This is a genomic window from uncultured Brachyspira sp. (assembly GCF_934747485.1).
Lineage (GTDB): Bacteria > Spirochaetota > Brachyspiria > Brachyspirales > Brachyspiraceae > Brachyspira.
In genome coordinates this window covers 34,157-58,478 of sequence record NZ_CAKVGN010000001.1, presented here as the reverse complement: position 1 = coordinate 58,478, position 24,322 = coordinate 34,157, and the positions used below count along the sequence as shown (strand labels likewise).

General features: G+C 30.4%; 26 protein-coding genes and 1 pseudogene. 6 read left to right on the top strand and 21 right to left on the bottom strand.

Going from position 1 to position 24,322, the window contains the following annotated elements:
• Positions 1-8: 8 nt before the first annotated feature.
• The 17 genes and pseudogenes from rplX to rpsL all read right to left on the bottom strand — a co-directional run bounded on the left by rplX (position 9) and on the right by rpsL (position 10,406).
• The gene (gene rplX / locus Q0H31_RS00295) at positions 9-350 is read right to left on the bottom strand and encodes a 50S ribosomal protein L24 (protein WP_013243959.1); all 342 of its coding nucleotides are present in this window, start codon (positions 348-350) and stop codon (positions 9-11) included.
• A 2-nt stretch (positions 351-352) separates the two neighbouring features.
• A complete protein-coding gene (rplN, locus tag Q0H31_RS00290) occupies positions 353-721 on the bottom strand; it encodes a 50S ribosomal protein L14 (protein ID WP_014933895.1) in 369 nt (122 codons plus the stop codon).
• Positions 722-828: 107 nt separating this feature from the next.
• A pseudogene (gene rpsQ / locus Q0H31_RS00285) lies at positions 829-1,089 on the bottom strand (30S ribosomal protein S17); the annotation flags it as partial.
• 14 nt (positions 1,090-1,103) lie between these two features.
• Positions 1,104-1,310 (bottom strand): 50S ribosomal protein L29, encoded by a 207-nt coding sequence (rpmC, locus tag Q0H31_RS00280; RefSeq protein WP_013243962.1) that lies wholly within the window; start codon positions 1,308-1,310, stop codon positions 1,104-1,106.
• A complete protein-coding gene (gene rplP, locus Q0H31_RS00275; protein WP_014933897.1) occupies positions 1,310-1,723 on the bottom strand; it encodes a 50S ribosomal protein L16 in 414 nt (137 codons plus the stop codon). Before rplP ends, rpmC begins: the two co-directional genes overlap by 1 nt.
• On the bottom strand, positions 1,723-2,460 hold the full coding sequence (gene rpsC / locus Q0H31_RS00270; RefSeq protein WP_013243964.1) for a 30S ribosomal protein S3: 738 nt from the start codon (positions 2,458-2,460) through the stop codon (positions 1,723-1,725). Before rpsC ends, rplP begins: the two co-directional genes overlap by 1 nt.
• Positions 2,461-2,463: 3 nt before the next feature.
• Complete coding sequence (gene rplV / locus Q0H31_RS00265; protein WP_014933898.1) at positions 2,464-2,868, bottom strand: 50S ribosomal protein L22; 405 nt, start codon at positions 2,866-2,868, stop codon at positions 2,464-2,466.
• A gap of 11 nt (positions 2,869-2,879) precedes the next feature.
• Positions 2,880-3,149 (bottom strand): 30S ribosomal protein S19, encoded by a 270-nt coding sequence (gene rpsS / locus Q0H31_RS00260; protein WP_013243966.1) that lies wholly within the window; start codon positions 3,147-3,149, stop codon positions 2,880-2,882.
• Positions 3,149-3,985 (bottom strand): 50S ribosomal protein L2, encoded by an 837-nt coding sequence (gene rplB, locus Q0H31_RS00255; RefSeq protein ID WP_013243967.1) that lies wholly within the window; start codon positions 3,983-3,985, stop codon positions 3,149-3,151. The genes rpsS and rplB overlap by 1 nt, the downstream gene beginning before the upstream one ends.
• Positions 3,986-3,999: 14 nt before the next feature.
• A complete protein-coding gene (gene rplW, locus Q0H31_RS00250) occupies positions 4,000-4,293 on the bottom strand; it encodes a 50S ribosomal protein L23 (protein ID WP_173385055.1) in 294 nt (97 codons plus the stop codon).
• Between the two features lie 11 nt (positions 4,294-4,304).
• Positions 4,305-4,952 (bottom strand): 50S ribosomal protein L4, encoded by a 648-nt coding sequence (gene rplD / locus Q0H31_RS00245; RefSeq protein WP_013243969.1) that lies wholly within the window; start codon positions 4,950-4,952, stop codon positions 4,305-4,307.
• 18 nt (positions 4,953-4,970) lie between these two features.
• Positions 4,971-5,627, bottom strand: a complete 657-nt coding sequence (gene rplC / locus Q0H31_RS00240) for a 50S ribosomal protein L3 (RefSeq protein WP_013243970.1) — start codon at positions 5,625-5,627, stop codon at positions 4,971-4,973.
• Between the two features lie 126 nt (positions 5,628-5,753).
• Positions 5,754-6,059: a 30S ribosomal protein S10 gene (gene rpsJ, locus Q0H31_RS00235; RefSeq protein ID WP_013243971.1), complete on the bottom strand. Its 306-nt coding sequence runs from the start codon at positions 6,057-6,059 to the stop codon at positions 5,754-5,756.
• An 80-nt stretch (positions 6,060-6,139) separates the two neighbouring features.
• Positions 6,140-7,366 carry an elongation factor Tu gene (gene tuf / locus Q0H31_RS00230; RefSeq protein ID WP_014935284.1) on the bottom strand — a complete coding sequence of 409 codons (1,227 nt, stop codon included), beginning with the start codon at positions 7,364-7,366 and terminating at the stop codon, positions 6,140-6,142.
• Between the two features lie 78 nt (positions 7,367-7,444).
• The gene (fusA, locus tag Q0H31_RS00225) at positions 7,445-9,526 is read right to left on the bottom strand and encodes an elongation factor G (protein WP_295294889.1); all 2,082 of its coding nucleotides are present in this window, start codon (positions 9,524-9,526) and stop codon (positions 7,445-7,447) included.
• 20 nt (positions 9,527-9,546) lie between these two features.
• Complete coding sequence (rpsG, locus tag Q0H31_RS00220; RefSeq protein ID WP_014933900.1) at positions 9,547-10,017, bottom strand: 30S ribosomal protein S7; 471 nt, start codon at positions 10,015-10,017, stop codon at positions 9,547-9,549.
• 14 nt (positions 10,018-10,031) lie between these two features.
• Complete coding sequence (gene rpsL / locus Q0H31_RS00215; protein WP_014935282.1) at positions 10,032-10,406, bottom strand: 30S ribosomal protein S12; 375 nt, start codon at positions 10,404-10,406, stop codon at positions 10,032-10,034.
• Positions 10,407-10,778: 372 nt separating this feature from the next.
• Here rpsL and Q0H31_RS00210 point away from each other — a divergent pair, with 372 nt between their 5' ends.
• The 6 genes from Q0H31_RS00210 to Q0H31_RS00185 all read left to right on the top strand — a co-directional run bounded on the left by Q0H31_RS00210 (position 10,779) and on the right by Q0H31_RS00185 (position 20,325).
• Positions 10,779-11,372: a restriction endonuclease subunit S gene (locus Q0H31_RS00210; protein ID WP_295294887.1), complete on the top strand. Its 594-nt coding sequence runs from the start codon at positions 10,779-10,781 to the stop codon at positions 11,370-11,372.
• A 25-nt stretch (positions 11,373-11,397) separates the two neighbouring features.
• The gene (locus Q0H31_RS00205) at positions 11,398-13,245 is read left to right on the top strand and encodes a DUF2971 domain-containing protein (RefSeq protein WP_295294885.1); all 1,848 of its coding nucleotides are present in this window, start codon (positions 11,398-11,400) and stop codon (positions 13,243-13,245) included.
• Positions 13,246-13,327: 82 nt separating this feature from the next.
• Positions 13,328-14,506: a restriction endonuclease subunit S gene (locus Q0H31_RS00200; RefSeq protein ID WP_295294883.1), complete on the top strand. Its 1,179-nt coding sequence runs from the start codon at positions 13,328-13,330 to the stop codon at positions 14,504-14,506.
• A 157-nt stretch (positions 14,507-14,663) separates the two neighbouring features.
• The gene (locus Q0H31_RS00195; RefSeq protein WP_295294882.1) at positions 14,664-16,148 is read left to right on the top strand and encodes a type I restriction-modification system subunit M; all 1,485 of its coding nucleotides are present in this window, start codon (positions 14,664-14,666) and stop codon (positions 16,146-16,148) included.
• Between the two features lie 336 nt (positions 16,149-16,484).
• Entirely contained in the window at positions 16,485-19,619 is a 3,135-nt protein-coding gene (locus Q0H31_RS00190; protein ID WP_295294880.1) for an HsdR family type I site-specific deoxyribonuclease, read from the top strand.
• Between the two features lie 7 nt (positions 19,620-19,626).
• Positions 19,627-20,325 carry a M48 family metallopeptidase gene (locus tag Q0H31_RS00185; RefSeq protein ID WP_014933907.1) on the top strand — a complete coding sequence of 233 codons (699 nt, stop codon included), beginning with the start codon at positions 19,627-19,629 and terminating at the stop codon, positions 20,323-20,325.
• 61 nt (positions 20,326-20,386) lie between these two features.
• Here the strand turns inward: Q0H31_RS00185 and Q0H31_RS00180 are convergent, their stop codons facing one another.
• The 4 genes from Q0H31_RS00180 to Q0H31_RS00165 are packed head-to-tail and all read right to left on the bottom strand — an operon-like array spanning position 20,387 to position 24,319.
• Positions 20,387-20,875: a prolyl-tRNA synthetase associated domain-containing protein gene (locus Q0H31_RS00180; RefSeq protein ID WP_295294877.1), complete on the bottom strand. Its 489-nt coding sequence runs from the start codon at positions 20,873-20,875 to the stop codon at positions 20,387-20,389.
• 8 nt (positions 20,876-20,883) lie between these two features.
• Entirely contained in the window at positions 20,884-21,822 is a 939-nt protein-coding gene (locus Q0H31_RS00175) for an ABC transporter ATP-binding protein (RefSeq protein WP_014933910.1), read from the bottom strand.
• 12 nt (positions 21,823-21,834) lie between these two features.
• A complete protein-coding gene (locus Q0H31_RS00170; protein ID WP_295294875.1) occupies positions 21,835-22,791 on the bottom strand; it encodes an ABC transporter ATP-binding protein in 957 nt (318 codons plus the stop codon).
• A 31-nt stretch (positions 22,792-22,822) separates the two neighbouring features.
• Positions 22,823-24,319, bottom strand: a complete 1,497-nt coding sequence (locus Q0H31_RS00165; RefSeq protein ID WP_014933912.1) for an ABC transporter permease — start codon at positions 24,317-24,319, stop codon at positions 22,823-22,825.
• Positions 24,320-24,322: the final 3 nt, after the last annotated feature.

Here is a 24,322-nt window from a genome sequence, read left to right as displayed (position 1 = left end):
ACTCCTACTTACTTATCAAGAACTTCGCCTGATTTTTTAGCATATCTTTTTAATTTTCCATCAACTTCTTTTCTTCCAACCCTAGTAGTTTTACCGCCTTTGTCAACCAACATAAGATTAGATATATGTATAGAAGCCTCTTTCTCAACTATACCGCCTTTTTGATTCTCTTGACTTTTAGGCATAGTTTTTTTAATCATGTTAATATTCTTTACGAAAGCTCTTCCCTTTGCTCTGTCTATAGACAATACTTCACCGCGTTCTCCGCTCTGCTCTCCAGCTATCACTTCAACAGTATCGCCTTTTTTTATTTTGTATTTTGTATTACTAAAATCTTTTTTCTTTATCATAATTATATTACCTCTGGTGCAAGTGATACGATTTTCATAAAGCCTTTATCCCTAAGTTCACGAGCTACAGGTCCGAATATACGTTTACCACGAGGCTCTTTTTTATCGTCTACTATAACAGCTGCATTCTCATCAAAACGTATGTATGAACCATCAGGGCGTCTAACTTCTTTTTTTACTCTTACTATTACAGCTTTTACAACTTTACCTTTTTCTATAGAGCAAGTAGGGATTATATCAGTTACAGAACAAACTATAACATCTCCTAAAGTAGCATATCTGCGTCTACTTCCTCCTAATACCTTAATACATTTCAACTTCTTTACGCCTGTGTTGTCGGCTACATTAAGAGTAGTTGGTACTTGTATCATAATTCTTACTCTCCTTCAACCTGTGAAGAAACTGCTGCTTCTGGAGCATGCTTCTCACGTTTTAATACGCTTTCTACATCGCTATCCATAGAATCTTTCTCTACACGCTCAGACTTCTTAACGATTTTTACTAATCTGAATTTTTTATCTTTACTAATAGGTCTGCACTCTATTATTCTTACTAAATCGCCTTCAAAACATTCATTTTTTTCATCATGAGCTTTATAGCGTTTATTCTTACTTATAGTCTTACCATAAAGGGGGTGTTTCTGTTTACTTTCAACTTTTACAACTATAGTTTTATCCATTTTATCAGAAACTACAATTCCTTCAAGTACTCTTTTATATTTTTTTGCTTTGTTTTCCACAGTAATACCTCACACTATTTTTTTATGCCAAGTTCATGCTGACGTATAAATGTCTTAACTCTAGCTATATCTTTGCGAGCTTTTTTTAATTGATGAGTTTGTCTTGCATCACCAACTACTTTTTCAAATCTATGCTCTTGATATTCTTTTTCTAATTTTAGAAGTTCACCCTTAAGCTCTTCTAAACCTAATGACTTGTAATCTTTATTATTCTTAGCCATTATATAGCCTCCCTCTTAATGAACTTAGTTTTAATAGGAAGCTTGAAACCAGCTAATCTGAAAGCAGACTGTGCTAATTCTTCTGGTACACCTGCTATTTCAAATATAACTTTACCTGGCTTTACAACTGCTACCCAATATTCAACGTTACCTTTACCTTTACCCATTCTTGTTTCTGCTGGCTTTTTAGTATAAGGTTTGTCTGGAAATACTTTTATCCACATTTTACCTACACGCTTAACATGTCTTGATATAGCAATACGTGCAGCTTCAATTTGTCTATCTGTAAGCCATACAGGCTCTAATGCCATTAAACCATAATCTCCAAAAGTTAAGTTACTTCCTCTTTTGGACTTACCTTTCATTCTACCTCTATGCTGTTTACGATACTTAGTTCTTGATGGTTGTAACATTATCTATCTCCTTTAGCACTGATAACTTTACCCGCATCATCTTGTTTGCTTTCTTTCTTATCAAGAATCTCGCCTTTATATATCCACACTTTTACCCCGATGATACCAAATGTAGTAGAAGCTTCAGCAGTACCATAATCTATATTTGCTCTTATTGTATGAAGAGGTACTGAACCATTTTTGTACTGTTCTGTTCTAGCGATATCAGCACCTGCTAAACGACCAGAACACATAACTTTTATACCTTTAGCACCTTTCTTCATAGCTTGAGTGATAACACTCTTCATAGCTCTTCTGAAAGCAACACGCATTTCTAATTGACGAGCTACGCTTTGTGCTGCCAATGTAGCATCTAATTCAGCCTCTTTGATTTCTGATATAGAAACATTAATAGGCTTTTTTACTAACTTTTGTACAGCAGCCTTAACAGCCTCAACTCTCTGACCCTTAGGACCTACAACTACTCCTACTCTTGCAGTAGAAATAAATACATTGATTCTATCTGGGAAACGTACTATTTGTATGTCAGATATAGCAGGATCAAAAGACTCTTTCTTTCCGCCAATTTTTTTCTGTTCTTCTTTTAATGTCTTATAATAATAGTTCATTATATAGCGTCTTATAGATAAGTCTTCATGCAAACTATCTGCATAAGTTCTGCCATCTTCGAACCATTTACTAGACCAAGTTTTATTAACTCCGAGTCTTAAACCTATTGGACTAACCTTTTGACCCATAGTTTATACCTCCGCTACTTTAGCTGCTTCTTCTTTTTTTGCAACTCTCTTAATTTTTTTCTTCTCAGGTTTTTTTTCATCACTTAATACTATAGTAATATGTGAATTTCTTTTTAATATAGGATCAGCACTACCACGACTTGCTGCTCTTATGCGTTTCAATGATGGTGCTTTATCAACAAAAGCTGTCTTAACCCATAATGTGTCTGGGTTAATAGTTCTAGTCTGAGAAATAGCATTTGCTATACCGCTTTTTATAGCCTTTCTAAGTACAACTGATGACATTTGTGGCATAGTTGTAAGATTAGCGATTGCATGGTTAACATACTCACCTTTAACAAAAGGAAGTAATCTTGCTACTTTCCTGCGACCTATGCGTAAATAACGTACCTTTACCTTATATTCCATAGTCCAATTCCTTATTTCTTAGCTACCTTAGCTGCACCTGCATGTGAACGAAAAGTTCTAGTAGGAGCAAATTCACCTAATTTATGACCTATCATATTCTCTTGTACATAAACTGCTACAAATGTTTTACCGTTATGAACATTTATAGTAAAACCTATCATCTCTGGAATAATTGTTGAAGCACGGCTATAAGTTTTTATTTGGTGCTTGTTATCTCCAGCTTGTATCTTCTTGAAAAGATTTTTATCTACAAAAGGTCCTTTCTTAATAGAGCGAGACATTATTTCTTACCCCCTCTTCTCTTAATTATTAATCTGTCAGAATATTTGTTTTTCTTTCTAGTCTTATATCCCTTAGTAGGTACACCTGTAGGAGATACTGGATGTGGGTTACCCTGTCCACTCTTACCTTCACCACCGCCGTGTGGGTGATCTACTGGGTTCATTACAACACCTCTTACTTTTGGTCTTCTACCTTTATGTCTAGTAGTACCTGCTTTACCGTCTGTAGTGTTGAAATGATCTAAGTTACCGATTTGTCCTATAGTAGCATAACAATCTTCTAATATTCTTCTCTCTTCACCAGAGCGAAGTCTTATTACACAATAACCACCAGATTTTGCTGTTATCTGAGCACCACCGCCTGCTGCTCTAACAAGCTGACCACCTTTTCCTGGTGTTATTTCTATGTTATGTATTATAGTACCTAAAGGTATCTTTCTTAAAGGTAAAGTGCAACCTACTTTTACTTTAGCATTTTCTCCGCTAACAACTCTGTCGCCTACATTAAGTCCCAATGGCCATATTATATATCTTTTTTCACCATCTGTGTAATGTAAAAGAGCTATACGAGCTGTTCTGTTAGGATCATACTCTATAGAAACTACTTTAGCTTCTATATCATGCTTATCTCTTCTAAAATCTACTAATCTAAATAATTTCTTGTGTCCACCACCACGACGACGCATAGTGATACGACCGTTTGAACCTCTTCCGCTTATGCGTTTTTTACCGCATACTAATGATTTACAAGGCTCATTTGTTGTTATATCCGAAAAATCAACTACTGTACGATAACGTAAACTTGGTGTTGTCGGTTTAAATTTCTTAATAGCCATCGGTATCCCTCAACTTATTTTACTATATCTATTGATTCTTTGCCATCGAGAACTATTATCGCTTTTTTATAACTGCGTGTATAACCGCGTCTGCTCATTCTGCGATTTTTCTTCTTAGGCTTTACATTTATTATCTTACAATCTAGCGGATGTACATTAAATATTTTTTCAACCGCTTTCTTCAACTCTTGCTTATTAGCGTCCTGTCTTACTCTAAATACATAATAACGCTTCTCTGTTCCTTTAGGCTCAGTTCTAAGGATATTACTCTTTTCTGTAAGTATAGGCTCTATTAAAAGTGAATACATGCTCATATTTATTATCCCTTAATTCTAGCATTTAATTTAGATAAAGCTGTTTTAGTAAAGTATACTTCATCAGCATAATATAAAGGATGTATAGACATACTGTCTGCATTTACAAGCTTTAAATCTTTGATGTTTCTTAAAGATAATAATAACTTATTGTAATTATCACCTAATGACTCATCTTTACCTACTACAAATGCTACTTTTCTGCTATTTGGCTCTTTAACCTTACTTATAAAACTTGCCATTCTTTTTGTCTTTGGAGCATCAAAAGTGAAATCCTCAAAAACTTTAAGAACATTGTTACCATATTTCAAAGATAAAACAGACAATAGAGCCTTACGTTTCATCTTTTTAGGCAATCTATAACTATAATCTCTAGGCTTAGGAGTATGTGTTTTACCACCGCCTACCCAAATTGGTGAACGTGTAGAACCTGCTCTTGCTCTACCTGTACCTTTTTGTCTCCAAGGCTTTTTACCGCCTCCTGAAACTTCTGCTCTTGTTTTAGTAGAGTGAGTTCCTTGACGTCTGTTCGCCAACTCATTTTTGATTGCTTCGTAAAGTAGATTGTTGTTAACTTCTGATTTGAATATCTCGTCAACTACCTCTAAATTACCTACGCTATCTCCATTTTCATTTAGTATTACTACTTCCATTTTATCATCCTGCTTTTATTATTTAGTCATTGAGTTCTTCTTCTTATTTTTCTTCTTAGCTGCTTGAGTGATTTTTACTATACCGTTTATAGCTCCGGGTATAGAACCTTTAATCATAATCAAGTTATCTTCTGGTCTTATTTCAACTACTTTTAAGTTTTGTATAGTAGTTAAAGTATTACCCATATGACCAGGCATACCTTTGCCTTTCCATACTCTTGCAGGGTAACTGTTACAACCTATAGAACCTGCTCTTCTTCTGAAATTAGAACCATGACTCATAGGACCACCATCGTAATTATGTCTTTTCATTACGCCGGCAAATCCTCTACCTTTGCTCAAAGAACTAACATCTATAAAATCGCCCGCTTGAAATATATCTACTTTAAGTTCCTGACCAACTGTATAGGCACTTGAATCATCTAACCTAAATTCTTTTAAATATTTCTTAGGCTCTAAATTTGCTTTTTTAAATTGCCCTATTTGTGGCTTTTTTAAATGCTTTTCTTTTACAGCACCATAACCTAATTGAATAGCATTATAGCCATCTTTCTCATTATCTCTAACCTGCATAACTGTGCATGGCCCAGCCTCTACAACTGTTACTGCTATAGCATTTCCAGTTTCATCGAAAACTGTTGTCATACCCAATTTTCTGCCAATTATTCCTACCATCGGCTAATCCTCTATAATGATTTTACTACTTCTTTTTTACCAATTTTTTTAAGTCAAACTATTAAAATTATAACCATATAAATAAAACGTAGTAAAGTTTTATTCACACAGTTTAAAAAACCTTTCTTATTTCAACTGTACATCTACGCCAGCTGGAAGTGCCAACTTCTTCAAAGACTCAGTTGTTTGAGGTGTTACATCAAAGATATCTATTAATCTCTTGTAAACTCTCATCTCGAACTGTTCTCTTGACTTAATGTTTACATGCGGACTTCTTATTACTGTTACCTTTCTTATGCTTGTTGGTAGCGGTATAGGTCCTGATACTCTTGCACCTGTCTTCTTTACACTAGCAACTATTGACTGAGCTGATTGATCAATTAATTCTATATCAAAGGCTTTTAATTTAACTCTTATTTTCTGTTCTTTCATAGTTTGAATTACTCGCTTTTATTCTTTATATTAAGGGATACATTTATTAAAACATATCCCTTTTATTTTCTTTCCTTAAATTATTCTAATATTTTTGTTACAACACCGTTACCTACTGTCTTACCGCCTTCACGTATAGCGAATCTTTGTTTCTCTTCCATAGCTATTGGAGTGATAAGCTCGATTGTTAAGTTAGCGTTATCACCTGGCATTATCATTGGAGAGCCTTCTGGTAAGTTGATAACTCCTGTTACGTCTGTTGTTCTGAAGTACATTTGTGGTCTGTAACCGCTTACGAAACCGCTATGTCTTCCGCCTTCTTCTTTTTTCAAGATATATACTTCTGCTTCGAATTTTTTATGAGGTGTGATTGTACCTGGTTTAGCTAATACCTGTCCTCTTTCTACTTCTTTACGTTCAATACCTCTTAAAAGACATCCAACGTTATAACCAGCTATACCAACAACTTCTTTCTTGAACATTTCTACACCTGTACAAGTAGTTTTCTTAGTAGGTCTTATTCCAACGATTTCTACTTCATCACCTTTTTTAATTTGTCCTCTTTCTATTCTACCTGTAACGACTGTACCTCTTCCAGGAATTGAGTATACGTCTTCGATAGACATTAAGAAGTCTTTATCTGTTTCACGTACTGGATCTGGAATATAAGTATCAAGTGCGTTTAATAGGTCTATTATACATTTACAATCTGGATCAGTTCTTGGATCTTTACCTGCTTCAATTGCTTGAATAGCTTTGATTGCAGAACCTCTAATAATAGGAGTTTTAGAGCCATCGAAACCATAGTGGTCTAATACGTCTACTACTTCTGCTTCTACTATTTCTGCCATTTCTGGGTCATCTAATTTATCACATTTGTTTAAGAATACAACGATGTAGTTTACACCTACTTGTCTTGAAAGAAGTACGTGTTCTTTTGTTTGCGGCATTACACCGTCTTCTGCTGATACTACTAAGATAGCACCGTCCATCTGAGCAGCACCTGTAATCATGTTTTTAATATAGTCAGCGTGACCTGGACAGTCTACGTGAGCATAGTGTCTGTTATCTGATTCATATTCTACGTGTGAAGTAGCGATTGTCAAAATTTTTGTAGGGTCTCTTCTACCTTGACTCTCAGAAGCTTTTGCTACTGAATCGTATGCAACTTTTTGTACTGTTGCTGGAAACATTGCAGATGATACTGCAGTTATTGCTGATGTTAATGTTGTTTTACCATGGTCAACGTGACCGATAGTACCAACGTTTACGTGTGTTTTTGTACCTTCATAAGTTCCTTTAGCCATTTTTATCCTCCAATTATTTATCCCTATTCTCTAGGAAATTGTTTTTTATTTTATTTTTATTTTTTGTTAATCTCTTACTTATTTGGTGTTACCCATTCTAGCACCTATTATCTCTTCTGCTACATTTTTAGGTACTTCCTCGTAGTGTGAGAACTGCATTGTGTAGCTTGCTCTACCTTGTGATACGTTTCTTATACTTGTTGTATAACCAAACATCTCTGCAAGAGGTACTGTAGCATTAATAGATTTATAACCAGACTTATCTGTAAATCCGTGAACCTGTCCTCTTCTTGAAGCTAAGTCACCGATAATATCACCCATATAATCTTCTGGTGTTACAACCTCTACACTCATCATAGGCTCTAACAAATAAGGGTCTGCTTTTTTACATCCATCTTTGAAACCCATTGAAGCAGCAATTTTGAATGCCATCTCTGATGAGTCTACTGGGTGGAATGAACCATCAAATGCTGATACTATAACGTCAAGCATTGGATAGTTAGCAAGAACACCTGTATTCATAGCCTCAACACAACCTTTCTCTACAGCTGGTATATATTCTTTTGGAACAACACCGCCAACGATTTCATTGTTAAACTTGAATCCTGCATTAGGCTCGTTAGGTCCAATTCTCAACCATACATCACCGTACTGACCTTTACCGCCAGACTGACGTACAAATTTACCTTCAACTTCAACTGTCTTCTTAATACCTTCTCTGTAAGATACTTGAGGACGACCTACATTTGCCTCAACTTTGTATTCTCTTTTCATTCTGTCACAGATAATCTCTAAGTGAAGCTCACCCATACCTGCGATGATTGTTTGACCTGTTTCTTCATCAAAACTAACTCTAAATGTTGGATCTTCTTCAGCAAGTCTTGATAAAGCTATAGACATTTTATCTCTATCACCTTTTGTTTTAGGCTCTATAGCAACGTTAATTACCGGCTCTGGGAAGTTGATTGATTCTAAGATGATAGGAGCATTTTCAGGACATAATGTATCACCTGTTGTAGTTTCTTTAAGTCCTACTGCTGCTGCTATATCACCGCAATATACTTGTTCAATCTCTTCTCTTTTGTTAGCATGCATCTGAAGTATTCTTCCGATACGCTCTCTTTTACCTTTTGTAGCATTATATACATAAGAACCAGCTTCTAATATTCCAGAGTAAACTCTTAAGAATGCTATTTTTCCAACGTGCGGGTCTGTCATTATTTTGAATGCTAATGCACTGAATTTCTCATCATCTGCTACTTTTCTTTTTATAACATTACCATCTAAATCTGTACCTTCTATTTCAGGTTTATCTAATGGAGATGGTAAATAATCAACTACAGCATCTATTAATACTTGAATACCTTTATTTTTGAAAGCTGTACCACAGAACATTGGGAAGAAGTCAGCTGTTAATGTAGCTGTTCTTATAAGTCTTTTTATTGTAGGAATATCTATTTCCTCACCTTCAAAGAACTTATTCATAGCATCATCATCATATTCAACGATTGCTTCTAATAATTCATTTCTATATTTTTCTGCTTGTTCTTTTAGTTCAGGTCTGATTTCTCTCTCTTCCATCTTCATACCGTCTTCAGATACCCAAACTATCTCTTTCATTTTTACTAAGTCAACAACACCCTCGAAATTGCTTTCTGCACCTATAGGTATAACTACTGGGTGACTGTTTGCTTTTAATCTATCTCTTGTTTGATCTAAAACAGCGTAGAAGTTAGCACCAATCCTGTCCATTTTATTAACAAAAATAGCTCTTGGGATTTTATAGTTACTTGCTTGTCTCCATACTGTTTCACTTTGAGGCTGAACACCGCCTACTGAACAAAATACTCCTACAGCACTATCTAATACCCTTAAAGACCTTTCTACCTCAGCAGTAAAGTCAACGTGCCCCGGAGTATCTATTAAGTTAATTCTATGACCATTCCAAAAACAAGTAGTTGCAGCAGAAGTAATTGTAATACCTCTTTCTCTCTCCTGCTCCATCCAGTCCATTTCAGCTGCACCTTCATGAACCTCACCTAATCTATGTGTCTTACCTGTAAAGAATAATATACGCTCACTTAAAGTAGTTTTACCAGCATCAATGTGAGCCATAATACCAATATTACGTGTATTTTCTAACGAAATTTGACGTGCCACTTATTCTCTCTCCTTAAACCTTACCACCTAAAGTGTGCAAATGCTTTGTTACCTTCAGCCATTCTATGTACTGTATCTCTCTTAGCAACTGCTTGACCTTTACCTTCTATTGCATCAGCTATTTCATTTGACAAACGCTCTATCATGCTTCTTCCGCCTCTTTTTCTTGAAGCATCTATAAGCCATGTAAAAGCTAATGAGTTTTGTCTGTCTGGTCTAACTTCAACAGGTACTTGATAAGTAGAACCGCCGACTCTTTTTGATTTTACTTCTACTTGCGGTTTTATATTATTAATAGCTTCATTAAAAGCCTCTAAACCATCTTTTCCTGTTTTCTCTTTTACCAAATCCATAGCTTTATAAAAAATGTTTTCAGCTTTACTTTTTTTGCCGTCATACATTAATTTGTTTATAAATTTACTTATAACAACACTGCCGTAAATTGGATCAGCATTTATTTTTCTTGTTTGCGCTCTTCTTCTTCTTGCCATATTAATTCACTCCATTAAGCCTTAGGTTTTTTAGTACCATATTTACTTCTAGCTTTCATTCTCTTTTCTACACCTGTAGCTTCACGGCTTCCGCGAACTATGTGATAACGACAACCAGGTAAGTCTTTAACTCTTCCGCCTCTTATTAATACACGGTTGTGTTCCTGTAATGTATGGTCTATACCAGGAATATATGCTGTTACTTCCATACCGTTTGTTATTCTTACACGAGCTATTTTACGCATAGCTGAGTTAGGTTTTTTTGGTGTAGTTGTTGTTACACGAGTACAAACACCTTCTCTTTGCGGACATTTCATTAATGCAGGTGATTTAGTCTTATTTACTATACGTTTACGACCTTTTCTTACTAATTGATTAATTGTAGGCATACAATACAAAACCTCTAATCTTTATTTTTTTATTTTTACCCTTTATTAAAAAGGATTTATATTATTAAAATTTTATCTTCAAACGAAACAGCTTATAACAGCCGAGCTTTTATAGTATTTATCTACATAAATGTAAAGAAAACTAATACTAAACGCTTTAATCGCTTCTCTGAAAGTTAGAAAATTATAAAACAATAAAACAAAAAAATCAATAGTTTTTTAACGAATTTTAGAATTTTTTTAAAAAATATAAACACTAAAAAGAACCTGCAACGCATATCATAATAAAAAACTGTTATATTTCAATATACAACAGACTTTATTCAAACAAAATCACTTGACTTTATCATAAAATTTCATATACTCTTAAATATGAAAACTATACCCCTCAAAAATATAGCCGACATCAAAATCGGAAGCCAAATACAAAGATTAACCGCAAAAAAACAATCTCCCCCCATAAACATTAAACTCATTAACCTAAAAGCATTCGATAATTTCTCTGCAGAATTCAAACCTAACTCCATAAACAATGAACCAATAACAATATATCAACAAAATTATAACATCATCGAAAATAATGACATACTCATAAGACTAAGAGAACCTTTTAAAGCAATAATCATAAAAAATAACGCCCAAGATTATATAATAAGCTCATTAATAGCCAACATCAAACTAAAGGAAAAAGCCCAAAATATATGTATGCCTGAATTTTTAGCTATCTACATAAACTCAAGCAGAAAAATACAAAATTTCCTACAAAAACAATCCCGAGGCACAGGAATAATATCCGTAGGCGTATCAAACCTATATGAAATACAAATAAATATTCCAAATATAGAAGAGCAAAAGAAGATAATAGAAGCCAACCGCCTATTTGAACGGTCATTGGAGATAGAAAGAAGCATTTTAGAGCAGAAAGAAAAATTTTATATAGGAGTGATGAGAAAATTTTTAGTTTAATTATTAATTAGATAGGTCATTTTATATGTTAAATAAAAATCAAATTGTAAAATTAATTAAAAATCGGGAATTTAAAGAAGCAGAAATAGCATGCAAAAATTATATAGAAAATAATCATAATGATGGAGAAATATATTATTATTTAGGTATAGTCTATAGCTTTGATAATGATTCTTTAGAAGCTAAAAAATATTTTGATAAAGCTATTAAATTGGGATATATAAATTCTGAAATATATTTTAATAGAGCAATAGCTAATAATAATTTAAAAAAATATCTTTATGCTATTGAAGATTATAAAAAAGCTGTGGAATATTTTAATGAAAATATAGGTTTAGGATATACTATTACAGATTGTTATTTTTATATAGCTTCATGTTATGTTCGTTTAAATATGTATAAAGAATCTATAGAGTATTCTAATAAAATAATAGAAATAAACAATTTCGATAAAATTTCATATTCTAATAGAGGATTATGTAAATCATATTTATCTAAATATGATGAAGCAATAGAAGATTGTTTGAAATCTATAGAAATAGACAATAGTTATGTACCTGCATATAACAATTTAGGAATATTCTATTCATATATAGAAAAATATGAACAAGCTTTAAAATACTTTGATAAAGGCATAAATATAATACATGCTCTTAACATGTATGGCATATATATTTATAATAAATATTTTATAGATTTACATTTACATAGAGGAATAACTAAATATTATTTAAATAAATATGAAGAGGCTATAAAAGATTTTGATATTGGTATTAAATATAACAATAAATATGCTGGATTATATTTTCATAGAGGATTAACAAAACAAGAATTAGCAAAAAAAATTAATGATAATAATTTATTTTTGGAAGCAATAAAAGATTATAATAGTTCGATAAAATATTTAGGTTTATCATATAACAAATTGAAAATACATATAAACAAAGCTGAGTGTTTTAGATATTTAAATGATAAAGAAAATGAATCAAATTTATATAAAACTTTTATAGAAGAATCTAAATTACTATTAGAAAAATCAAAATCTTTTGAATATACATACTTTTTGTTTGATGACTTAAAAAAAGTAAAAAATAATATAGAAATCAACTCATACTATAGTCTTTTAAAAGATATAATTCTATATGATTTAAAAAATGATGATAGATATAATATAAATAAAACTTTATTCAATTATACAAAGATTAATAAAGATACAATAAAAAATATTTTAAATGAAGAAATATGGCTAAGCAATACAAAATTATTCAATGACCCTGTTGACCCAAGTATCAAAAGAAAAAATAAAAATAATGAATACTATAATGATTTATTAGATAGAATAAAAGTTGGCTGTTTATCATCAAAAAATGATAATACATTAATGTGGAGTCATTATGCTGATAAACATAAAGGAATTTGCATAGAATATAATATTTCAAAAATTTTTATTGATAATAATTCTACCATTAGAAAAGTAAACTATGATAAAAATATGGTAGAAGAAAAAATGGATTATATAAAAAGGTTTAGTGATATAAAAATAGGTGATAAAAATATAACAAAACTTTTAGAGTTATTTTATATAAAATCTAAAGAATGGGAATATGAAGATGAATACAGAATATTATATTATGATGCTACAGCAAACAGTAATGGAATTACAATAAAACTTCCCATAAAGAGTATATATTTTGGCACAGAAACATCTGAAGAAGATAAAAAGTTAATATATGATATAATAAAAAATATAAATATAACTAAAACAAAAAATAATAAAATAAAGATTTACGAATCAAAATTTGATGATAAAAAATTATTTGAAATAAAAACAAATAAAAAATATATAAGGGCAAATAGTATTAAAAAAACTTAAATATATTGCAGGGCTTTGCACCGCACCCCAGTTCTTTTATTGGTATAAAAGAACCAAAAGAACTGCAGCAATAGTAATAATAATGTATAAAGGAGCGATAACTATGAACCACCCCCTCCCCCGCGGCTGGCAGGAAAAAAAGATTTCTGATATATCTGAAGTAACATCAAGTAAAAGAATTTACGAAAAAGAATATGTAAAAAATGGAATACCATTTTATAGAGGTAAAGAAATAACCCTACTAAAAAATAAAGAAAAAATAAAAGAACTATTTTATATAAGCGAAGAAAGATATATAGAATTAAAAAATAATTATGGTGTACCAAAAAAAAATGACATTTTAATTACTGCCGTCGGAACTATAGGTAATGCTTATATGATAGATGATGATAAACCTTTCTATTTTAAAGATGGTAATTTAATATGGTTAAAAAATATAAAAGAATACCCTAAATTTTTAGAGTTTTTATTTGAATATAATCAAAATAAAATATTAGAAATTTCTATGGGTTCATCACAAAAAGCATTAACCATAATAAAATTAGAGAACTTGAGTTTTTATTTTCCTCCCCTTGACGAGCAAAAACGTATTGCCGAAGTGTTGTCGTTATGCGATAAGTTAATAGAAAACCTCACGAAGCTCATAGAGAAAAAAGAGATTTATAAGAAAGGCGTGATGCAAAGGGTGCTTACAGGAAAGGTGCGTTTTAATGGTTTTAAAGATGAGTGGAGAGAAATAAACTTACGAGATATTGTAGAAGAATATTCAATTCCTAATACTAATAAATTAAAACAATATACTATTGGAAAAAATGGAATAAAGGAATTAGATGATTTTAGACATAGTATAGATAAACATAAAGTTTTTAAAAAAAATGATTTAATTGTAGGTATTGGAATAGATGAAATTAATGTAAATATTAATTTAGATTATGGATGCTGTAGTCCAGTATATAGAGTATATTCTATAAATACAAATTTATTAAATCCTAAATTTGGATATTTTTATATTAGAAAAGCTATAGATAGGATAAAAAATAAAATAACTAGAAAATCAACAAGAAGAGAATTTGAGTTTGACCATAAAGAATTTATAAAATATAGTATCCTATTACCAAGCCTCGAAGAGCAAAACAAGATTGCTGAACTGCTTACGCTCATTGACAAAGATATAGAAATTCTTAAACAGCTTTTACATCTTCGCAAGCTTCAAAAAAAAGGCGTGATGCAAAAACTATTAACTGGAGAGGTAAGAATCTAAAAAATATTTATTGTGTACTAAAAAATAACAACCCGCACGCATAAAAGATATGTGTTAATAAAAGGCTATACCGTGCGGAAAGGTGCTACAGCTCGTAGGGCAAAAGCCACCACTAATAATAAAATCTATAAAAGGTAAACAAAAAGGAGACTTCAAAATGAACAAAACTACTAAAGAAACTATTCAAAGTATCGTTTGGAGAGCTTGCGACACTTTTAGAGGGTCCATCGACTCATCGCTATACAAAGACTATATTTTAAGTATGCTATTCGTCAAATATTTATCTGACTTCAATAAAGAAAAAGCACAAGAACTTGAAAAGAAATATGGCTCAGATAAAGATAGACTTAAAAGAAATTTAGATAGAATGGAATATATAATATCTGAAGATGCAAGCTTTGATTATTTGGTATCTCAAAAAGAAGACCCTAAAATTGGGGAGATTATTAATAAAGCATTATTAAAAATAGAAGATTTAAACCGCAGTAAATTTACAGGCATATTTAATAATATAGATTTTAATGATAAAGTTAAATTAGGTTCTACAAGCACAAGAAATACAGTATTAAAAAACTTGTTAGAAGATTTTAATGACCCTTCTTTAAATCTCAATCCGAGTGCTTTAGAAAATAATGATGTGATGGGCGATGCTTATGAATATTTAATAAAGAACTTTGCAGGCGATGCCGGAAAAAAGGGAGGCGAGTTCTTTACACCGCCTGAGGTTTCTATACTTATATCCAAACTTGTAAGCGGCAGAAAAGGCGTAAGAATATATGACCCCACTTGCGGAAGCGGTTCTCTGCTTATAAAAGTATTTAAAGAAATAGGAAAAGATAATTGCAGTATATACGGCCAAGAAAAAAATGCTCAAACCTATTCGCTATGCAGAATGAATATGTATTTGCATGAAATAGGCGATATAGCAAAAATTGAATGGGGCGATACTATAAAAGAGCCTAAATTCTTGGAAGATGATAAATTAATGAAATTCGATATAGTAGTAGCAAATCCGCCTTTTAGTTTGGATAAATGGGGCGATAAAAATGATGATAAGTATAATAGATTTGAATATGGTGTTCCGCCTAAGAGTAAAGGAGATTACGCTTTTGTGCTTCATATGATAAGCAGTATGTCAGATAATGCAATTGCTGCTGTTGTAATGCCTCATGGTGTATTATTTAGAGGTTCTTCTGAAGGCATAATACGCGAAAATATAATAAAAGATAATTTACTTGACGCGGTTATAGGTCTTCCAAATAATTTATTTTATGGTACTTCTATACCAGCATGTATATTGATATTTAAGAAAGACAGAAAAGAGAAAGATGTTTTATTTATAGATGCGAGCAAGGAATGCGAGAAAGGCAAGAATCAAAACCGTTTAAGAGATGAAGATGTAGAGAAAATATACAAAGCTTATAAAGATAGAAAAGATATAGAAAAATATTCTAAGGTTGTAAGCCTTAAAGAAATAGAGGATAATGAATATAATTTGAATATACCTCGCTATATAGATTCTTTTGAAGATGAGGATAATATAGATTTAAAAAGTATAAGGGAAGAGATAAGCAAATTGGAAGCAGAGAGGGACAGTTTAGATTCAAGCATAGCAAAGATATTGAAAGATATAAAGCTATGAAGTTGCTGAAATGAAAATTTTATAATAGAATATGTTGGAGTGATTGCCTTTTGTTAGAAGAATATTTTTTAAGTTTTTTATCTGTGGCAGCTTTGCCCCACGCCCTCAGTTCTTTTGCGACCGTAGGAAGTGCCTTCGGTATTGCCACAAAGAAGCAAAAAGGCTACATTTTAATAATTTATCTTATATATAACTATGATTGATATTATTGTTTATTTGCACTTTTTGGTTCTTTTTGCGGCGGGAAAAAGAATTGAGGTTACGGGGGCTAGTCCCCGCAAATATACAAAAACTAAAATAAATTTAATTTTATTCATTACTGTTTAAGGAGCTAACATGACTAAACAACACAGCGAAAGATTTTTACAAGATAAAGTTATTGAACTCTTTAAAAAACTTGGATATAAATATTTAACTAAAGAAGAAGCCCTAAAAGAAAGAGATAATAATCTTAATAATGTGCTGCTTAAAAATATTTTAGAAGAGAGAATGACAAACTTTAATTATTTTTTATTTAGGGATAAGAAATATGCATTTTCTATAAATAATATAAAAAAGGCTATAGAAGATTTAGATTTTACATTAATAAAAGGCAGTTCAACTGCAAATGAAAAAATAACTTCAAAACTTATAGAAGGTGAATCATACGTAGAAAAAATAGGAGATAAACAAGACAGCTTTTCTATAAATTATATAGATTTTAAAAACATAGAAAACAATGTATTTCACATTACAGAAGAGTTTGAAGTAAATAGAAATGCAATAGATGAAAAAATAAAAACAAGAAGACCCGATTTAGTTGTATTTATTAACGGCATACCAATAGCGGTGATAGAATTAAAAAATGCTGTTGTTAATGTTGAAGAAGCAATTACTCAGATGATTAGAAATCAGGAGCAAAACGAAATACCTAATTTATTTAAGTTCACACAATTATTAATATGTGCTAATGATGATAAAGTAAAGTACGGCACCTTAGGAACAACATCAAAGTTTTATGCTGTATGGAAAGATAAAGAGCAGTATGATTACAATAAATCAAAAGATGCTTTAATAAAAAATGAAGAAAGTAGAATACAAAAAGAAATAAAAGAAATTATAAAAGACAGAATTATAAACGACATAGATATAACATTATATTCATTTTTTCAAAAAGAAAGATTTTTAGACATATTAGAATATTTTATAATTTTTGATAATGGAATAAAAAAAGTAGCTCGATACAATCAATATTTTGCCATAAAAAAGATAATGGAAAGAATAGAGCAAACTAATGATGAAGGCAAAAGAGAAGGCGGCGTTGTATGGCATACACAGGGAAGCGGAAAGAGCCTTATAATGTCTATGCTTACAAAAATAATATCAAGAAAAATTAAAGGCTCAAAAATAGTAGTAGTTACCGACAGAATAGAATTAGACAAACAAATAGAAAAAACTTTCAATGACACAGGCATATCAGTAAAAAGAGCAAAAACAGGTACTGGTTTAATAAATCTAATAAAAGAAGGAGCAACAATAATAACTACAATAATAAATAAATTTGAAAATGTATTTGATAAAAGAGTGGTAGTAGATTCTCCAGATATATTTATATTGGTTGATGAAAGTCATAGAACACAATACGGAGATTTTGCAGATAAGATGAGAAAAGTATTTCCTAATGCATGTTATATAGGTTTTACTGGAACACCGCTTTACAAATCAGAAAAAAGCACTGCAAAGAAATTCGGAGGATTTATAGACACATATACAATAAGAGATGCTTTAAAAGATGAAGTAATAGTTCCTTTATATTATGAAAGCAGGCTTCCAAAGATAATGATAAAAGATAAAGAAGCTATGGATAATGAATATGATGCTATATTAGAAGAATGTGCAGATACCGATGAAGAAAAAAAAATATTCAAAAGAAATATTAGAGGCGGCAGAATATTAATTAGTTATGAAGTATTAGAAAATATTGTAGATGATATTATAGAACATTATAATAAAAACTTAAAAAACACAAAATTTAATGCTATGTTTGCTGTAGGTTCTAAATTTGAAGCTATGAGGGTAAAAGAAATATTTGATAAAAAAAATGCTCTTACTACAGCAGTGATAATATCAGAAGATGATGACAGAAATGCAAATACTGAGCAAAAAAAATATGTTATAAACGAAGCTAAAAAATTATACAAAGATTATAAAGATGATAAAAATTATCAAGAAAAAATGATAGAGAAATTCAAAAGAGGAGATTTAGATATATTAATAGTAGTAGACAAACTTCTTACAGGATTTGATGCCCCTACTGCACAAGTTTTATATATAGATAAATACTTAAAAGATCATGGTCTTCTTCAGGCAATAGCGAGAGTAAATAGAACTCATGAAGGTAAAGGTTTTGGAGTGTTAATAGATTATAGAGGGCTATTTCAAAATTTGGGCGAGGCTTTTAATGCTTATGACAGGCTTGCTAATTATGATTTAGAAGATATTGAAGACACAGTTTTTGATATAAAAGAACAAATTGAAGAATTAGAAAACTCATACAATGAATTAACAGCTTTCTTACCTCAGCTTTTAGATGAAAATGATGCTTTAGATAAATGTGTTAGTGTTTTGATAGAAAAAGCAGAAAGAGAAAAATTTACAAAATTATTTTTAAATTATTCAAAAGTATTGAATATATGTCAGTTTAGCGAGCAATTTGTTAATGGTCTTGATAGTGAAGAAATATCAAAATATAAAAACTTATTTAAATTATGCGTAATATTAAGAAATCGCTTAAGAAATAAATATAATGAAAATATTAATTTTGCAGAATATGAATCTAAAATGCAAAAATTATATGATGAATTTATAGGAGTAGAAGATAACGTAAAAGTTTTAACAAAGATTCCAAATATATTTGATTATAATTTTGATGAAGAGATAAATAGTTTAGAATTAGAAGATAAAGCAGATGCAATATTAAATGCTTCAAAAAATACTTTAAAAGAAATATTAGAAGAAAATCCAGAGCTATATAAAAGATTATCTGAAAGAATAGATGAAATAATAAATGATTATAAAAACAACAGAATAACCTCAGAAGAAAAATTAGAATTAGCTCAAGAAATAGCACTTACAATTAAAGGCAAAAACGAAAAAGAAAATATTAAATATGATGAATCTATAAGAGATAATAAATGTGCTAGAAGCGTTTATGACAATTCTAAGAAATATATTGAAGATGAAAATATATTAATAGATTTCTCTTTGTTTGTAGACAAATTATTTAAAGATAAAAGCAGTATTCCAGATTGGCAAAACATGGAACATATAAGAATAAATATAGAGAGTAATATAGATGATAAATTATTTGAATTAGAAAATGATAAAAAAATAGAAAAAATAACAGGTCAAGAAATGAGAGAATTTTTATATATTTTAGTTCATATAGGTTTAAATATATACTCTAATTACAGCGATAAAAAAATAAAGTAGATTATAAATGAGCGATATAATAATAGAATATAAAAAAATAAAAAATATTTATATAAGAGTGAAAGAAGATTTTAATATATATGTAACTGCTCCTAAAAGAGTGAGTAAAGAATACATATATGAGCTTATAGAAAAAAGAAAAGATTGGATAGAAGAGAAGAAAAAAGAATTAAGAGAAAAAAACATTTATGATATAAGCAAAAAAGAATTAGTAAGCGGCGATGAAATTTATTATTTAGGCAGAAGATATATATTAAGAGTATTACAAAATAGAAAAGAAGATATTATATTGGATAGAAATATAATATATATGCATGCCAATCTAAAAGAAAAAGATGAGTTCAAAAATATTGATATACGAAGAAAACATAATTTGCTTGATATATGGTATAAAAAAGAAGCTTTAAAATTATTTGAAGAATTATTAAAAAAATATTGCAGTATCATGGATTTAGAAATAAATTCATTTAGTGTAAAAAAACTTAAGAGCAAATGGGGTTCATGCGATGTTTCAAAAAGGCATATAACTTTTAATTTAGAGCTTATGAAATACCCAGTTCATTCATTAGAATATATAGTAGTTCATGAATTAGCACATTTAATAGAAGCCAATCATAGTAAAAGATTTTATAATATTGTTAGTCTTTATATTCCTAATTGGATTAAAGAAAAAGAAATTTTAAATAATTTTTTTAAAAACAAATAGAAAACTAAAAATTTTAAGTATATACTGAAGTAATTATGTTTTTAAAAAACCTGATAATGTTTTAAATATCTATGATTTCTATATTATTTTTATTATTTATTAATTTTATTAAATCTCTATACTCAAGAAAAACAGTAGCAGTGTTATCGCATGGATGAATTCCTATTATATTAGTTTCCGGAAGCACTAACTCTCTATCTGCCACTAAATTAACTATTCCCTCTTTATCATATAAAATACCTAAAGGTGATACTGCTCCCTTACTTAAATTAAGATATTTATTCAAATCTTCTTCACTTGCAAATGTAAGCTTTGCCTGCAATTTTGAACTTAAATCCTTCAAATTAAGTCTTTTAGATTCTTCCATTATTACTAAAAAATATCTCTTTGTTTTTCTGCAAAACAAAAAAATATTTTTTATTATTCTTCCTTTTTTATCAAGTTCAAGCTCAAGCATATCTTCCATAGTATAAACTGCTTTATGCTCAACTGCTTCATAATGGATATTATTCTCTTTCAAAATATTATAAATTTCTTCTTTAGAACCCATATTTAAACCTAACTTTTTATACATGAAACCAAATGATTATTTCCAATATCTCTTAATTTTACATTATCATACAAACAGCTATCTTCAGCATAAGGACATCTATTATAAAATCTGCATCCTTTTTTAGGATTTATAGGAGAAGTAACTTCCCCCCTAAGCAATATCCTATCCTTTTTCTTATTTACATCAACAGTTGGAATGGCTGAAAGCAATGCTTTAGTGTATGGGTGTTTAGGATTTTCAAACAAAGTTTTTTTATCGCAGCTTTCTATTATCTCACCCAAATACATAACCGATATATTATTTGATATATGTTTTATAACAGATAAATCATGAGATATAAACATATAAGTTAATTTTAATTCTTTTTGCAAGTCCATAAGTAAATTAATTATTTGTGCCTGTATTGAAACATCTAAAGCACTAACCGGCTCATCGCAAACTATAAACTTTGGATTAATAGATAAAGTTCTTGCTATAACTATTCTCTGTCTTCTTCCGCCATCGAACTCATGCGGATACATATTATAGCTTCTCTTACTAAGACCTACTATATCCATAATCTCTTCAACCCTTGCTTTTCTATCTCTCGCATTATCATATATCTTAAAAAAACTTAAAGGCTCAGAAATTATCTCTGCTACTGTATATCTTGGATTTAAAGATGAATAAGGGTCTTGAAATATTATCTGCATGAATCTTCGCATTTTTCTCATATCATCATTATTTAATTTAGTTATATCCATGCCGTTATAATATATATTACCGCTGTCAGCCTCATGCAATCTCAAAATCACCCTTCCCAAAGTGCTTTTTCCGCAGCCGGACTCTCCCACAACTCCAAGCGTTTCACCCTCTTTTATGCTCAAATTAACATTATCAACAGCATGCAATTTACCCTTCGGCGTATCAAAATATTTATATAGATTCTTAGTTTCAATAAACATAAATAACTTCCCTTAAAAATTAAAATGACATTTATATTGATGCTCATTGCCCATTATATTAGGCTTCTTCTCTATACATATATCTTTTTTATATTTACACCTAGGATTAAAATAACATCCGCTTGGCAAATCGGCAGGATTAACCATATCACCCTCTATAGGTATGAGCCTCTCGTTATCAACATCAAGCCTTGGTATAGAATTAAATAATCCTTTGGTATATGGGTGCTTTGTATTTAAATAAACTTCTTTAACAGAACCGCTTTCAACAATCTCCCCCGCATACATTATAAAAACTCTATCACAAACTTCTGCCACAACACCCAAATCATGCGTAATAAGAATAAGAGACATGTCAAATTTTTCTTTAAGATTATTTATTATATTTAACACCTGTGCCTGTATGGTTACATCTAAAGCAGTAGTAGGCTCATCAGCTATTAGTATTTTAGGTTTTAAAAGCAAAGACATAGCAATAACAACCCTCTGCTTCATACCGCCGGAAAATTGATGAGGATATTCTTTTAATCTATCTCTTTGAACGCCCACCAATTCAAGAAGTTCTATAATAGTATCAAGCTTCTCGCCCTTACTCATATTACTTTTATGACTATCCAAAACTTCCATTAACTGTTTTTCAACTGTCATAGCAGGATTTAATGCAGTCATAGGGTCTTGAAATATCATAGAGATTCCGTTTCCCCTTATTTGCTGATACTCTTTTGCACTGCATTCTATTATATTTTTATCTTCATAAATTATCTCTCCGTCCATAATAATTCCCGGAGGATATGGAATTAACCCCATTACAGATAAAGCCATAGTAGTTTTTCCAGCACCAGTTTCTCCAACTATTCCTATACTCTCCCCTTTTTTGAGAGATAAGTTTATGCCATTTACCGCCTTTACTGTTTCATCTTCTTTAATGTAATGTACATGCAAATTTTTTATTTCTAATATATCTTTCATAATAGGCAACTCTTAATTTTTATTTGTTTTGTTATTTCATTTTAGGGTCTAATGCATCTCTAAGTCCATCACCCAAAAAGTTAAAAGCAAGAACCATAAATATAATTGCTAAACCCGGAAATATAGCTATATAAGGATTAGTTTCCAAATAAACACTTCCTATCTTCAATATATTTCCCCATTCCGGTATATGAGGCTCTATTCCTAAACCCAAAAAGCTTAAACCGCTTGTAGATAAAACAGCAGAACCTATATCCAAAGACATTCTAACAATTACAGGAGAAAGTACATTAGGCACTATATGCTTATAAATAATAACAAAATTATTAGCCCCCAATGCCTTAGCCGCTTCTATAAACTCCATATTAGATACCGATATTACACTAGCTCTCACAGTTCTCGCATAACTCGGTATAGCACTAATACTAAGAGCTATTATCAATACAAAAACATTAGCACCAAAAACAGCAATAATGGCTATAGCAAGAAGTATGCTTGGTACAGAATATAATATATCCAATACTCTCATTATAATGTTATCAGCCTTTCCCTTATAATATCCAGACAAAGCTCCTAAAACTCCGCCAACTACTATAGGTATGAGTGTGGATATCACACCTATTATAAGAGATATTCTGGCACCAAATACTATTCTGCTGAAAACATCTCTTCCATAATTATCCGTACCAAATGGATATATTAAAGAAGGTGTTTGAAGCAAAGCAGTATAATTGTTTTCTATAGCATCAGCATAATTAAAAGTAAATGTACTCATTATTGATAAGGCAAATAAAAATATTACAAAAAACATTCCTATTACAGCCATTTCATTTCTAAAAACTCTATATAATATATCAACAAACTCTATAGATATATCATCATCTTTATGAATAATTTTTAATATCATAGTAATGCCTGCTAAAAATGAAAATATATTTCCAATGAGTATAGTTAAAATACATATTGCAGAAATAAAATAAAAAAGCTTCTTATTTTGTTTTATTTCTTTTATTGAAATTAAATACATTGATAATATAAAAAATAATGAAACTAATATTAAAATTATTATGCCAAAATAAAAATTGTCAGGCAAAACTTCTTTAAATAAATTAATGCTTGATACAAATATAATAGCTATATTAACCAAAAAAGCCTCGAATATAAGTATATACTCAAGCTTTTTTTTCTTTGTTATCAAATGAAAACCAGAAGAAGCTACAAAAATATTTGCAGATACTAAAAAAGCTATAAGAAGAAAACCCAATTTTCTTGTAGAAGAAGATATATCATTATTAGCTTTTACATCTTTTTTTAATTTTATCAATACCAAGTATGAAATTAAAGCTGAAATAAAATATAATAATGCCGCTGAAATAGTGTAAATATTAAAACTCTTTTTAGTAAAATCTACAGAAAATAATAGTATAACAACTCCTACAAATAAAGAAGCCCCTACTGCAAAATTAAGAGAACTGTACTCTCTAAATTTAATAAACTTACTCTCTTCTAATTGTTTTTTATAATCCATATT